Source organism: Fusobacterium sp. (assembly GCF_029258315.1).
Classification (GTDB): Bacteria; Fusobacteriota; Fusobacteriia; order Fusobacteriales; family Fusobacteriaceae; genus Fusobacterium_B.
In genome coordinates this window covers 1-14,096 of record NZ_JARHZE010000048.1, presented here as the reverse complement: position 1 = coordinate 14,096, position 14,096 = coordinate 1, and the positions used below count along the sequence as shown (strand labels likewise).

The following is a 14,096-nucleotide window of genomic DNA, read 5'->3' as shown; positions in this document are numbered from 1 at the left end:
TTTATCATAATATTACTTTATATATTCAGAAAAATTTTCTTTTAAATAATTTATAGTTCTTTCAGATATTTTATTATATCTTTCTTTTTTATCTCTTATTCTTTTTCCTTCTAAATCTCTAATCATTCCAAAATTAGGTCCCATAGGTTGAAAATCTTTCTTTTCTTCAGTTATATATTTTATTATAGCACCAATAGAAGATATATCTTCTAACACTAGAGGCTCTTTATCATTTAATTTGTTGAAAATATTGATACCAGCCATAAGTCCTGTTGCCATAGCACAAACATAACCTTCACTACCAGTTATCTGTCCAGCAAAGAAAATGTTTGGATACTCTTTAAGGTTTAGAGAAGTTGTTAAAACCTTAGGAGAATTTATAAAAGTATTTCTATGCATTACCCCATATCTTACAAAATCAGCATTTTCAAGTCCAGGTATCATTGAGAATACTCTTTTTTGTTCTCCCCATTTTAGATTTGTTTGGAAACCTACAAGGTTATACATTTTTCCCTCTTTGTCATCTTGTCTTAATTGAACAACAGCATAATCACGAGAATTTGTTCTTGGATTTGTTAAACCTTTAGGTTTTAGAGGTCCAAATAAAAGAGTTTTAATTCCACGAGAGGCGATTCTCTCAACAGGCATACAAGCTTCAAAAAGTTTTTCCTCTTCAAATTTTTTCAAAGGGATTCTTTCAGCATTTATTAAATTTTCATAAAATTTATTGTATTCCTCTTCATTCATAGGACAGTTAATATATTCTCCGTCACCTTTATCATAACGAGATTGGAAATAAACTTTTTCTTTATCAATAGACTCAAAAGTTACAATAGGTGCTGCTGCATCATAAAAATATAGATACTCATCTTTTGTAAGTTTTTTTATATTTTCAGAAAGAGCTTGAGAAGTTAATGGTCCACTGGCAATAAGAACGATTTTATCCATAGGGATTTCAGTTAATTCATCATTTATAAATTCAATATTAGGGTGATTTTTTAAGATATTAGTAATTTTTTCAGAAAAAAGAGTTCTATCAACAGCTAGGGCTTGTCCAGCAGGAACTCTAAATTCATCAGCCACTTTCATAAGTAAAGAACCAAACATTCTAAGTTCTTCTTTCATAAGTCCACTGGCATTTCCTAAATGATCTCCTCCTAGTGAATTACTACAAACAAGTTCTGCAAAATTTTGAGTTTTATGAGCTTCAGTAGAAAGTTTTGGTCTCATTTCATAAAGTTTTACCTTTATTCCTCTCTCTGCTAATTGATAAGCAGCCTCACTTCCAGCAAGTCCAGCTCCAATAATAATTACTTCTTTATTCATACACACTCCTATAAAATTTTTTTCAAATTCGTACATAATATTATACTATATTTTCTAAAATATTTCCATAGAAGAGAGAATTTTTTAGAAAATAATTATAGAATTTTTATAATTTATGTGATATAATTAATTGTTATACCAAAAATTTTTTGTTAGTGGGGTGAAAATAGAAGTGGAAGTTATAAGCAAAGATAAACCAAAAGGAAAAGAATATTCTTTGATAAAAGCAAAAAGAAAACAAAAGAGAATTTTAGAAGAAAAAGCTATAAAACAAAGAACTGAAAATAGAAGACAAAATGCTGAAAAAAGAAAAGCACAAAATTTAGAAAATGCTTATCAAGATAAATGTAGAGAAGTAGAGATAATTGGTTTAAGAAAAAATATGTTACTTTTAAATATCGAAGGGGAGATTGAAAAAAGAGCTCCTTTATATGATAAGAAAAAAGTAAATAAAGGGAACTTAGATAAAGAAATTTTAAATATATTTGTAAAACTTTATGGAAGCGATTTCCCTATAAGAAAATTAAAAAACTTTAAAGAGAAGAGAGAGGAACTTGTTTTTTCTCTTGAAGAATTATTTGATTAAAAAATTTGACAAATAATAAATAAATATTATATAATAAAAAAGACAACGAAATAACGAAGATTGCTAGGGGAGCTATAAATAATTAGCTGAGAAGGAGAATTCCTGACTCTTGGAACCTGATATGGTTAGTACCATCGTAGGGAAGCAGAGATTTTGTTTTATTAAATAAATCTTTAATAGCTCTGTACCTAGGTACAGAGCTTTTTTTATTATATAAGTTTAAGGAGGAATAAAATGTATTCAACACAAATGGAAGCTGCAAAAAAAGGTATATTTACTAAAGAGATGGAAATTGTAGCAAAAGATGAGCATATGACAAAGGAAGAGCTTATGGAAAAATTAGCGAAAGGATCTTTAGTTATACCAGCTAATAAAAATCATAAAAATATTTATCCAAGAGCTGTGGGAGAGGGAACAAGAACAAAAGTTAATGTTAACTTAGGGGTTTCAGAAGATATTTGTGATTATAGTGGAGAGATGATAAAAGTTCAAAAAGCTATCGAGTACGGAGCAGATGCAATAATGGATCTTAGTACTTTTGGAGATACTAAAAAATTTAGAAGAGAGCTAGTTGAAAAATCTTCTGTTATGTTAGGAACAGTTCCAATGTATGATGCAGTAGCAAAACTTGGAAAAAATATAAAAGATATGAGTGTTGATGATTTATTTAGAGTTGTTGAAGAGCATTGTGAAGACGGAATAGACTTTTTAACAATTCATGCAGGACTTAATAGAACTTGTATAGATAGATTAAAAAATACAAAAAGACTTACAAAAATAGTTAGCCGTGGAGGGTCTATACTTTTCCAATGGATGATATTAAATGACAAAGAAAATCCATTCTATGAGTACTTTGATAGACTTTTAGATATTTGTAGAAAATACGATGTAACTTTAAGTTTAGGAGATGGATTAAGACCTGGAAGTATTTATGATTCAACAGATGGTCCACAAATCCAAGAACTTTTAATTTTAGGAGAGCTTACAAAAAAAGCTTGGGAAAAAGATGTACAAGTTATGATAGAGGGACCAGGTCATATACCTATGCATGAAGTTGTAACAAATATGCAAATTGAAAAAAAATTATGTCATAATGCACCTTTCTATGTATTAGGACCAATAGTAACAGACGTTGCTCCAGGATATGATCATATAACAGCGGCTATTGGAGGAGCTATTGCAGCTTCAGCAGGAGCTGACTTCCTTTGCTATGTAACTCCAGCTGAACACTTAAGACTTCCAACTTTAGAAGATATGAAAGAGGGAATAATGGCATCAAGAATAGCTGGTCACGCTGCTGATATAGCAAAAGGACTTAAAGGAGCTAGAGATTGGGATAATAGAATGAGTAAATACAGAGGAGATCTTAACTGGGAAGGAATGTTTAAAGAGTGTATAGATCCAGAAAAAGCTAAAGAATACAGAGCTTCTGCTATGCCTTTAGTAGAAGAAAAAGTTTGTACAATGTGTGGAGATCTATGCCCATTAAAAAGATGTAATGATATATTAGAAGATAAATAAAAATTGGTGATATAAAAGTTTATCTATTTTGGAAAAGAGAAAGAGGTTCTTAAATTTTAAGAGCCTCTTTTAAAATTATAAAAATAAAAAAGAGTTACAGATGATAAAAATTATCAAAATGTAACTCTATATAACTTTTATTTAAAAACTTATTTTGCTACTTTATAAACAACTTTTTTTATAGATTTTTTCTCTCCAACTTTTAGACAAGGCATATGAGGCTCATCTGTGAAGAAGATTATAAATTCTCCAGGAACAAGGTTAAATATAGTTTCAGGGTATTTTTTAAAAGTACCAAAGTCAGTCTCATAGTTAAATGGTTTGTTTACTTCTAATCCTTCATCAGAAAGTAAAACTCCAAATCCTTCTGCTCCCTCAGTAACCATTTGAATATCTATATATTTTTTATGAGTTTCAAATAAAGCTTCCTCATAATCTTTAGTAGATTCTATTGCTTGAGAACTAAAGAAAACATTATCTCCATCTATTACAGTTTTTCCAATAGGAGCTGTTTTATATTCCTCTTTTAATATGCTATCAATAGCAGTGTCTAAATTTTTAGAAATTCCTTTATACATTCCAATATCTTTGATTTTACCAACTATCATATAAATCCTCCATAAAATTAATATATTTTAATTATACATTGAAAATAGAAAAAGTAAAAATATTTCTAAAAAAATAATTTCTTATATGAAACTTTTACTCATAGATATCTTTTATTTTTTTTGTTAATCTCTTAGAGATAGTAAATCCAGGTTCAGAAATATATTTAAGAGCATTGAAAGGTTTATTTTTATAACTTCCTCTTTCTCCATGAGCATTATATATTTCCTCTTCAATATCATTTTCAAAAGGTATTGCCTTTCCTAGATTCTCTTTTGCTAAAGAATTTATTTGTTTGTTCTTTTTGTTTGAATTTTCAATCTCCTCTTCAGTTCTCCAAGAGTGGTTATCTTTATCATAGACAGCCACATAGGGAATTTTAAAATTATTTAGTAAAACCATAAATTGAGGGATAGTACTTTTGCTACCACATTCAATAACTGAATAATCATATCTAAAAACTTTAAGAAGTTTTCCTAAGAAAGGTATAACTATTTTATCTGTTTGACCTTCTACTAAGATAACTTTTTTAGCAAAGAAAAGTTCAGCACGATCCGGATTTATCCAGTAGTTCATGTTGAATGATTTGATTTCATCATCTTGAAAGATCTCTTTATTAGTTTGAAGAACTGATATTTTTTCATTTTCCTGTTTAGTTATACAAATGGATTTATATTGTTTTAAACCTACAAAGCAACTAGAAAAAGTTTTTAGATATATATTAACTCCTCTGTTTGATAGTTTTATAAAATAGTTATATAGCTCCCTTTGCTTTTGAGGATTTAAATATAATTCTGGCTCTTCAAATAGAATAGTGGCATCCCCTAAAAGAGTTCTATTTTTATTGAGAGATTCAAGAGCTATTTTTTTTATAAATTGAAAAAATAAATATCTATATATCTCACTATTTTTATGTCCTAAATTTATTTCTTGATAAAGGTTATCCAAGTCCTTTTCAATCTCTTTAGATTTTTCAGGATTTTTTATTAAAAGATTATAGAAGAAGGATGCTACTTCTTTAAAATCTCCACCTTTTTTACCATGAATATGTATGAACGGAGTTTGTTCAATGAAATCTACGTATTCAGAATAACTTATCTCTTTCCAATCAGAGTTTGTTTTTAAAAAATATTTTATACTTAAATCCTTATTTATAAAAATTTTTAATTTATATGATTTTTTATCTTTTATAAAAATTAATTTAATTTGAGAATAATCACAATTTTTTGATATATCATCTTTATCGATAGGTGTTTTATTAAATGCAAAAGAGATAGCAGAGGTAACATTATTTGTTCCCTCAATACTTTGACCTAAAAAGAGCATAAGTTTATTAAAATGAATATCAATTTTATTTATTTTTCTCCAATGTTTTATGGAAATTAGTTTTAATTTCATAGGTCCTCCAATTTTAATTAATAAATTTTGATTTATTTGTTACTATATGTTAATATTACAATATAAATTAAAAAAATTCAAAAAAATTTTAAGGAAGGAAGAACTATGAGAAAAATATTGTTAATGTTTTTTATAATTATAAATATTTTTTCCTATGGAAAAGTCAATGAAAAAAATCAAGAGAAGGAAAAAATAGTAAAGGTTAAAGAAGAATCCAAAAAATCTTTTGAGAAACTTGGAATGGAAAAATTTTATAAAAATTTAAATATTTCAGAAGAATTGGATTATAAAGTTTTTGAGATGGCAATGAATGGATACTTAAAAATAGATTATAAAAATAAAGAGGAGATAATAATAATAGATCTATCTAAAGATTCAACAGAGGAGAGATTTTTCTTTATTGATTTAAAAGAGGGAAGGGTGAAGTATAAAACTTTTGTAACTCATGGAAAAAATAGTGGGGCAGAAAAAGCAGTTAGTTTTTCAAATCAGCCAAATTCCTTTAAAAGTTCAGTTGGTTTTTATTTGACAAGATCTCATTATAATGGAAAATATGGATATTCTGTCAGATTAAAAGGGTTAGAAGAGGGATTTAATTCAAATGCCATAGCAAGAGGGATAGTTATACATGGAGCAAAAGAGGCAGAACAAAAATATATAGATAGTTATGGATTTTTAGGTAGAACAGAGGGGTGTCCGGCAATACCTTATGGTATTTCTAAAAAAGTTATGGAAGATATAAATATGAATACAGTTCTTTTTATCTATGGAAATGACGAAAATTATTTTGAAAAAAGTATATATTTATAATAAAAACTTAAAGTAATGAAAAAATTTATAGATGATATTGCTAAAAAAATACAAGTGTGATATAATGGGTAATTAAATGATAACGAGTGTTATATAAAAGGAGAATTATAGTGATATTTTTAAAAGAAAGTGAAAAGGTAGCTATTATATATGACGATAAGGAGATAACTTATACACAAACAGCTAGGGGGGCTAAAAGTTTTGCTCAAAGACTTGATATTCAAAGAGATGATAAAGTAGTAATCTTTATGGAGAATAGGCCGGAGATACTATATGGGCTTTTAGGAATCTTTGATAAAAGAGGTATATCTGTAAATTTGGATGGAAGTTTTACAAGTGAGGAGTTAGTTTATTATTTAACAGACTGTACACCAAAATATATATTAACAAGTAGAAAGAATTTTGAGACTGCTAAAAAAGCTGTGGAATTATCAAATCTAGATATAAAAATTTTAGTTGGAGAGGATATTCCATTGGATTATCAAGGGGATAATTTAGTAGTAGAGCTTGATGAAAAAACAGAAAAAGATAAGGTAATGTTTATACTTTATACTTCTGGAACAACTGGAAATCCAAAAGGGGTTATGTTAACTTTTGATAATCTTTTAGTAAATTTAGAAGGTTTGATGGAACATAAAATGTTTGATTCTAATGATAGAGTTTTAGGAATACTTCCAATGCATCATATACTTCCATTGCTTGGTTCTGGACTTTTACCAATAGTTTATGGAGCAACTTTAGTATTTATGAAAGAACTTTCGTCTCAAGCTTTAGTTGATGCATTAAATAAATATAAAATTACTATTATTATAGGAGTTCCTAAATTGTGGGAAATGTTACACAAAAAAATAATGGAAAAAATAAATGGTAATAAGGTAGCAAAAAGAATATTTAAATTTGCTGAAAAGATAAATAGTAAAAAATTAAGCAAAGTTTTATTTAAAAAGGTTCATCAAGGTTTTGGAGGAGCTGTTAAATTTTTTGTTGCTGGGGGTTCAAAGCTAGATCCAAAAATTTCAAGAGATTTTCTTACTTTAGGTATTGATATATGTGAAGGATACGGACTTACTGAAACAGCTCCAATGATAAGTTTTACACCGATGAATAGAGTAATTCCAGGTTGTGCTGGAGAGATACTTAAAGATGTAGAGGTAAAAATAGGTGAAGATGGAGAGATCCTTGTAAAAGGAAGAAATGTCATGAAAGGCTACTATAATAAGCCTGAAGCTACCGCAGAAGTTATAAAAGATGGTTGGTTTCATACTGGAGATTTAGGAAATTTAGAAGGCAATAAACTTTATGTAACTGGTAGAAAAAAAGAGATGATAGTTTTATCAAATGGAAAAAATATAAATCCTATTGAGATAGAGCATTGGATATCAGGAAAGACAGATCTTATAAAAGAGATTGCTATAATAGATTATGAAAATAAATTAACAGCAATGATTTTACCAGATTTTTATAAGTTGCATGAAAGTGGAATAACTAATATATTAGAAACTTTTAAAATGGGAGTTATAGATGAATACAATAAACAAGCACCTAGTTATAAAAAAGTTTTAGATATAAAAATAGTTAGACAAGAATTTCCAAAAACAAAAATTGGAAAAATAAGAAGATTTATGCTTAAAGATCTATTGGAATCAAAAGATGAGGTTAAAGAAAAAATAGATGAACCAACAACAGTTGAGTATAAAGAGATTTCAAATTATATAAAAACTTTAAAAGATAAACCTGTTCTTCCAACAGCACATTTAGAGCTTGACTTAGGTTTAGATTCTTTAGAGATAGTTGAACTTATGACATTTATTGAAGGAAGTTTTGGAGTCAGAATAGACGAGAAAACTTTAGTAGAGAATGCAACAGTTCAGGCATTAGCTGAATATGTTTCTAAAGCTGGAAAAGAGGTTTACCACTCAAATGTTAAATGGAAAGATTTATTGATGGCAGATGTAGATACTACTGGATTTCCAAAATCAAATTTTGTTGGAAAAATAGTAAAAGCCATTTTAAAACCATTATTTGTATTTTATATAAGAATAAATAAATCTGGATTAGAAAATACAAATAGTAAAGAGCCAGTTATCTTTGTTGGAAACCATCAGAGCTTTTTAGATGGATTTATTTTAAACCAAAGTTTTTCAAATAAAGTTTTGGATAAAACTTGTTATTTTGCAAAATCAAAACATTTTGAAAAACCTTATATGAAATTTATGGGAGAAAATTCAAATATAATTTTAGTTGACATCAATAAAAATTTAATAACTTCTATCCAACTTTTAGGAAAGGCTATAAAAGAGGGATATAATATTGTGATTTTCCCAGAAGGAACAAGAACTAGAGATGGAAAGATTGGAACATTTAAAAAATTCTTTGCAATACTTTCAAAAGAACTTAATATACCAGTTGTACCATTTGTTATAAAAGGTGCTTATGATCTTTATCCTCCTAGCGCAAAACATCCTCACTCAGGAAAAGTAGATGTAAAATTTTTAGAAAAGGTTTATCCTGATGAAAAATTGACTTATGAGGAGTACTCAGAGAAGATAAAGGATATTATAGTTAGAGAATTAGATAAATAAGAATAAAAAAAGTCCATAAACGGACTTTTTTTTTATTGTAAAAAATGGTATAATAAAATAGTATAAATCTGTAAAAAAATATGAAAAGATAAGGAGAAAAATAGATGTTTATAGATGAGGTAATTATAACTGTAAAAGCTGGAAATGGTGGAGATGGAGCTGCTACTTTCAGAAGAGAAAAATTTATTCAATTTGGAGGTCCAGATGGTGGAGATGGAGGAAAAGGTGGAGATGTTATATTTTTAGCTGATCCAAATATAAATACTCTAATTGATTTTAAATTTAAAAAGAAATTTGCTGCAGAAAATGGTGGAAATGGAGCCAAAAAAAGATGTTTTGGTAAAAATGGAGAGGACTTATTAATAAAAGTTCCAGTTGGAACACAAGTAAGAGATTTAGAAAGTGGAAAACTTTTATTAGATATGAATACTCCTAATCAAATGAGAGTATTTTTAAGAGGGGGAAAAGGTGGATTTGGTAACGAACACTTTAAAAACTCTATAAGAAAAGCACCAAAAATGGCAGAAAAAGGTAGAGAAGGGGCAGAGGTAAAAGTAAAATTAGAATTAAAACTTTTAGCTGACGTAGCTCTAGTTGGTTATCCATCAGTTGGAAAATCAAGTTTTATTAATAAAGTTTCAGCTGCTAAGTCAAAAGTAGGAGCTTACCACTTCACAACATTAGAGCCAAAATTAGGTGTAATAAGAATGGCAGAGGGAAAATCTTTTGTTATTGCTGACATACCTGGATTGATAGAGGGAGCTAGTGAAGGTGTAGGACTTGGAGATAAATTCTTAAGACATATAGAAAGATGTAAAATGATTTATCATATTGTTGACGTAGCTGGAATAGAAGGAAGAGATCCAATTGATGATTATAATAAAATCAATGAAGAATTAAGAAAATTCAGTGAAAAATTAGCAAATAAAAAGCAAATTGTTTTAGCTAATAAAATGGATTTATTATGGGAAATGGAAAAATACGAAGAGTTCAAAAAATATGTAGAGGAAAAAGGATCTAAAGTATATCCAATATCTGTAATTTTAGGTGATGGAATAAAAGAAGTTATAGGAGATACATATAATCTTCTAGAAAAAATGGAGAGAGAACCATTAGAGGAAGAGGAAGATGTATTAAAAGTAATAAGAGCTCAAAAAACTGATAAAGCTCCATTTATTATAACTCAAGATGAAGATGGAGTATTCCAAGTTGAAGGGGCTATGGTTGACGGAGTATTATCTAAATATGTAATAACATATGATGAAGAGTCTGTAATAACTTTTGTACATATGTTAAAAAATCTTGGAATGGAACAAGCTTTAAGAGAAGCTGGAGCTGTTGATGGAGATACAGTTAGAATAATAGACGTAGAATTTGAGTATGTTGAATAGGAGATTTTTATGAAAGGTATAGTTATTGCTGGACCAACAGGAGTAGGAAAAACAGATTTATCATTAAAATTAGCTAAGGAATTAGATTGCGAAATAATTTCTGCTGATTCAGCTCAAGTATACAAAGAGATGAATATAGGTACAGCTAAAATCTCTGAAGAAGAGATGCTGGGAGTAAAACACTATATGCTAGATGTTTTGGAACCTACAAGAAAGTACAGTGTTGGTGATTATCAAAAAGAGGTAGATGAAATCCTAAAACAGACAGAAGAAAGAGGAAAAGGTGTAATTCTTACTGGTGGAACAGGATTGTATATAAATTCTATCACAGATGGATTGTCAGATCTTCCTTCAGCAGATGAAGAATTAAGAAAGAAATTAAGTGAAACGCCCATAGAAGAACTTTATAGAGAATTAGAAAATCTAGATAAAGAAGCAGCAGAAACAATACATATAAATAATAGAAAAAGGGTGGAGAGAGCTTTGGAGGTTTGTCTTATTACAAACCAAAAGTTCTCTGAACTTTCAAAACAAAATATAAAAAATAATAATTACTCTTTTATAAAATTGTGTTTAACTAGAGACAGAGAAAATCTATACAAAAGAATAGATAAAAGAGTAGAGATTATGATGGAACAGGGATTATATAAAGAGGTAGAGTTTTTATATAAAAAATATGGTGGGGAAACTTTAAGAAAGATTAATATAATTGGATATAGTGAGTTTATTGATTTTTTTGAAGGAAGGATAACTTTTGAAAAAGCAATAGAGGATATAAAAAGAAACTCCAGAAGATATGCTAAAAGACAGTTGACTTGGTTTAGAAATCAAAAGGACTACATCTGGTTTGACTTGGATAAAGTCAAAGAAGATGAGATAATAAAAGAGATTAAAGAATTGTATTTGAAAGAAACAAAATAATAATTAACTTGATAAAAAAGGCGAGTTATGATATTATAGAGTAAGATTTTGAGGAGGAAAAATGAAAAAAATACTATTTTTAGTCGTTCTTTTGATTTTTATGGGGTGTTCTAGTACACAAATTGAGAAAAATCAGAAACAAGAAATGGCAACTTATCAAGAATATTATGATAACTGGGAAATAGAAAAATTAAATTCTAAAATCCTTGAAATAAAATCATATGATAAAGAATTAGCAACTAAACTGGAAAAAGCATCACTAAAAAGACAGCAAGATAAAAAAGAATTTGAAAAAAATTTAAATGATATTAGATTTTTTATCGAATCAGGGGATATTAGTAGTGTGAAAGAGAGTTTTGTTGATACTATAGCAAATAGAGAATTACTTAAATTTTTAAAAGAAAATAATTTTGGTGGTTTAAAAATAGTTATAGGGGAAACAAAATTTTATAAAGAAACAGCCAGCAATTTAATAGGAATAATATGTTCTGATCAAGTTGTTTATATATTAGTTGATTATGAATTAGTTGATAATAACTGGAGGGTTAAAAGGTGGAAACTGAAAGAGTCATAAAAAACGAGATAAAAATCTTAGTTCCATCTACCTTAGAAAATTTATCTGTTGTTAGATCATTAATTAGAGCATATTTAACAAGCTATAAAATAGATGAACGTAGTATAATGGAAATTTTAACAATAACAGATGAGTTAGCAACTAATGTGGTAGAGCACGGGTATCAATATAAGCCAGGTGAACTTATTATCATAGTAGAAAAAGATGAAAATTTAATAAAATTAGTAGTCGAGGATAATGGTGTTGGTTTTGATGATACTAAAATTAGTAAAGAAGAGGGTGGAATGGGATTAAGAATCGCCGAAAAAATGTCGGATGATTTTAAGATTGAAAAAAAGGTAAATGGTACAAAGTTTAAGGTCGAAAAAAAAGTTAAGGAGGAAAATAGATAATGAATACAGAATTTAGTTTATTGGAAAAAAGAGAAGACGGGGTAGTAGTGTTAAACGTAAGTGGTGAATTAGATGCCTTAGTAGCTCCTCAATTAAAAGATAAAATAACACAAGATATGGAAGATGGGGAGAGCAAATTCATAATAAACTTTGAGGAAGTAGTGCATATAAACAGTTTAGCATTAGGAATACTTAGAGGAAAGTTAAAAACAGCAAGAGAAGCTGGTGGAGATATAAAATTAAGCAACTTAAGTGAACATATAAAATCTATATTTGAAATGATAGGTTTAGATGAATTATTTGAAATTTATAAAACAGAAGCGGAAGCAGTAAAAAGTTTTAAAAAATAAAAGGGAGTTATAGAAAGGATAGAGATGGATTATATATTGGGAGTAGGATTAGGAATAATCGGACTAAGTATAATATTCGCTGTATTATATAAAAAGTCTGTTATAGATAAAAAAATAGAAGAATTAAAAAATATGGAAGATGAGCAGTTAAAAGGCAAAATAAAAGCGAAAGAGATAATAAAAAATGCAGAAGCAGAAGCTCTTATCACTAAAAAAGATATTGAGCTAAAAGCAAAAGAGATAGCTTATCAAATAAAAGAGGAAGCTGAAAAAGAAATAAAAGCTTCTAAAAATGAAATTTTACAAAAAGAATTGAGAATAACAAGAAAAGAAGAAAATATAGATAATAAATTAGAAAAATTAGAGCAAAAAAATCTTGAGTTAGATAAAAAAGAAGAGGAATTACAAGAAAAAATTTCTGAAGCTGAGGCATTAAAATTAAAAGAAGAAGAGGAGCTTGAAAAAATATCAGGACTTTCAAAAAATGATGCTAAAGAACTTCTTATTTCAAAATTAAAAGATAGTTTAACTCATGAAACAGCTTTAGCAATAAAAGAATATGAAGCAAGATTACAAGAAACAAAAGAGGATATGGCAAAAAGAATAATATCAACAGCCATTGGTAAAGCGGCTTCTGAATATGTTGTTGACTCAACAGTTTCAGTTGTAAATCTTCCAAACGATGAGATGAAAGGAAGAATTATTGGTAGAGAGGGTAGAAATATCAGAACTATTGAATCTTTAACAGGTGTTGATGTAATTATAGACGATACTCCAGAAGCAGTTGTTTTATCAAGCTATGATGGAGTTAAGAGAGAGATAGCTAGAAGAGCAATTGATAAATTAATATCAGATGGAAGAATTCATCCGGGTAAAATAGAAGAACTTGTAAATAAAGCTAGAAAAGAGATAGAAAAAGATGTAATAGATGCAGGAGAACAAGCTCTACTAGAAGTTGGAATACAAGGTCTTCATCCAGAAGTTGTAAAAACTTTAGGAAAATTAAAATACAGAACAAGCTATGGACAGAATGTTTTAGTTCACTCAATAGAAGTAGCAAAACTTTGTGGAGTTTTAGCTGCAGAGTTAGGTTGCAATGTTAAACTTGCAAAGAGAGGAGGACTATTACATGATATAGGTAAGGTTCTTGATCACGAAACTGAATCTTCTCACGCTATCATAGGTGGAGAATTTTTGAGAAAATTTGGAGAGAAAGAAGATGTTATAAATGCTGTTATGGGACACCATAACGAAGTGGATAAAAAGACAGTTGAGGCTGTACTAGTACAAGCCGCTGATGCTGTATCAGCTTCAAGACCAGGATCAAGAAGAGAAACATTATCAGCTTACTTAAAGAGATTGGCATCTCTTGAAGAAATAGCTAATTCATTTAAAGGTGTAGAATCATCTTATGCAATTCAAGCTGGAAGAGAAATGAGAATAGTTGTAAATCCTGAAACAATATCAGATGATGAAGCTATAATTATGGCTAGAGATATGGCTAAGAAAATAGAAGATACAATGCAGTATCCAGGACAAATAAAAGTAACTATTTTAAGAGAAACTAGAGCAACAGAATATGCTAGATAGTAATAAATGAAATTGAGACCTAAACTAAAATTGTTTAGGTCTTTTTTTT

At 28.5% G+C, this 14,096-nt stretch carries 13 protein-coding genes and 1 riboswitch; of the genes, 10 read left to right on the top strand and 3 right to left on the bottom strand.

Annotation, left to right across the window (positions count from 1 at the left end):
• Window positions 1–12: 12 nt before the first annotated feature.
• Window positions 13–1,326, bottom strand: a complete 1,314-nt coding sequence (trmFO, locus tag Q1J48_RS03500; RefSeq protein ID WP_300330780.1) for a methylenetetrahydrofolate--tRNA-(uracil(54)-C(5))-methyltransferase (FADH(2)-oxidizing) TrmFO — start codon at window positions 1,324–1,326, stop codon at window positions 13–15.
• Window positions 1,327–1,498: 172 nt separating this feature from the next.
• On the opposite strand from trmFO, the gene Q1J48_RS03495 reads away from it, so the two are divergent.
• Complete coding sequence (locus tag Q1J48_RS03495) at window positions 1,499–1,912, top strand: hypothetical protein (RefSeq protein WP_300330778.1); 414 nt, start codon at window positions 1,499–1,501, stop codon at window positions 1,910–1,912.
• Window positions 1,913–1,967: 55 nt separating this feature from the next.
• A riboswitch (TPP riboswitch) is annotated at window positions 1,968–2,072 on the top strand.
• Window positions 2,073–2,146: 74 nt separating this feature from the next.
• On the top strand, window positions 2,147–3,433 hold the full coding sequence (gene thiC, locus Q1J48_RS03490; protein WP_300361275.1) for a phosphomethylpyrimidine synthase ThiC: 1,287 nt from the start codon (window positions 2,147–2,149) through the stop codon (window positions 3,431–3,433).
• A gap of 149 nt (window positions 3,434–3,582) precedes the next feature.
• Here the strand turns inward: thiC and Q1J48_RS03485 are convergent, their stop codons facing one another.
• Together Q1J48_RS03485 and Q1J48_RS03480 are read right to left on the bottom strand one after the other, a co-directional pair.
• Entirely contained in the window at window positions 3,583–4,041 is a 459-nt protein-coding gene (locus Q1J48_RS03485) for a NanQ anomerase/TabA/YiaL family protein (RefSeq protein WP_300361273.1), read from the bottom strand.
• 94 nt (window positions 4,042–4,135) lie between these two features.
• The gene (locus Q1J48_RS03480; protein WP_300361271.1) at window positions 4,136–5,437 is read right to left on the bottom strand and encodes an ATP-dependent nuclease; all 1,302 of its coding nucleotides are present in this window, start codon (window positions 5,435–5,437) and stop codon (window positions 4,136–4,138) included.
• A gap of 105 nt (window positions 5,438–5,542) precedes the next feature.
• Between Q1J48_RS03480 and Q1J48_RS03475 the strand changes: the two genes are divergently transcribed.
• The 8 genes from Q1J48_RS03475 to rny all read left to right on the top strand — a co-directional run bounded on the left by Q1J48_RS03475 (window position 5,543) and on the right by rny (window position 14,047).
• Window positions 5,543–6,247 carry a murein L,D-transpeptidase catalytic domain family protein gene (locus Q1J48_RS03475; RefSeq protein ID WP_300361269.1) on the top strand — a complete coding sequence of 235 codons (705 nt, stop codon included), beginning with the start codon at window positions 5,543–5,545 and terminating at the stop codon, window positions 6,245–6,247.
• Between the two features lie 110 nt (window positions 6,248–6,357).
• The gene (locus Q1J48_RS03470) at window positions 6,358–8,829 is read left to right on the top strand and encodes an AMP-binding protein (protein WP_300361266.1); all 2,472 of its coding nucleotides are present in this window, start codon (window positions 6,358–6,360) and stop codon (window positions 8,827–8,829) included.
• Window positions 8,830–8,933: 104 nt separating this feature from the next.
• Window positions 8,934–10,220, top strand: a complete 1,287-nt coding sequence (gene obgE / locus Q1J48_RS03465) for a GTPase ObgE (protein ID WP_300330760.1) — start codon at window positions 8,934–8,936, stop codon at window positions 10,218–10,220.
• 9 nt (window positions 10,221–10,229) lie between these two features.
• The gene (miaA, locus tag Q1J48_RS03460) at window positions 10,230–11,141 is read left to right on the top strand and encodes a tRNA (adenosine(37)-N6)-dimethylallyltransferase MiaA (protein ID WP_300361263.1); all 912 of its coding nucleotides are present in this window, start codon (window positions 10,230–10,232) and stop codon (window positions 11,139–11,141) included.
• A 61-nt stretch (window positions 11,142–11,202) separates the two neighbouring features.
• Window positions 11,203–11,715 carry a hypothetical protein gene (locus tag Q1J48_RS03455; RefSeq protein WP_300330755.1) on the top strand — a complete coding sequence of 171 codons (513 nt, stop codon included), beginning with the start codon at window positions 11,203–11,205 and terminating at the stop codon, window positions 11,713–11,715.
• Complete coding sequence (locus Q1J48_RS03450; RefSeq protein WP_300330752.1) at window positions 11,694–12,107, top strand: ATP-binding protein; 414 nt, start codon at window positions 11,694–11,696, stop codon at window positions 12,105–12,107. The genes Q1J48_RS03455 and Q1J48_RS03450 overlap by 22 nt, the downstream gene beginning before the upstream one ends.
• A complete protein-coding gene (locus tag Q1J48_RS03445; protein ID WP_300330750.1) occupies window positions 12,107–12,457 on the top strand; it encodes an STAS domain-containing protein in 351 nt (116 codons plus the stop codon). Before Q1J48_RS03450 ends, Q1J48_RS03445 begins: the two co-directional genes overlap by 1 nt.
• A 24-nt stretch (window positions 12,458–12,481) precedes the next feature.
• Window positions 12,482–14,047, top strand: a complete 1,566-nt coding sequence (rny, locus tag Q1J48_RS03440) for a ribonuclease Y (protein ID WP_300330747.1) — start codon at window positions 12,482–12,484, stop codon at window positions 14,045–14,047.
• Window positions 14,048–14,096: the final 49 nt, after the last annotated feature.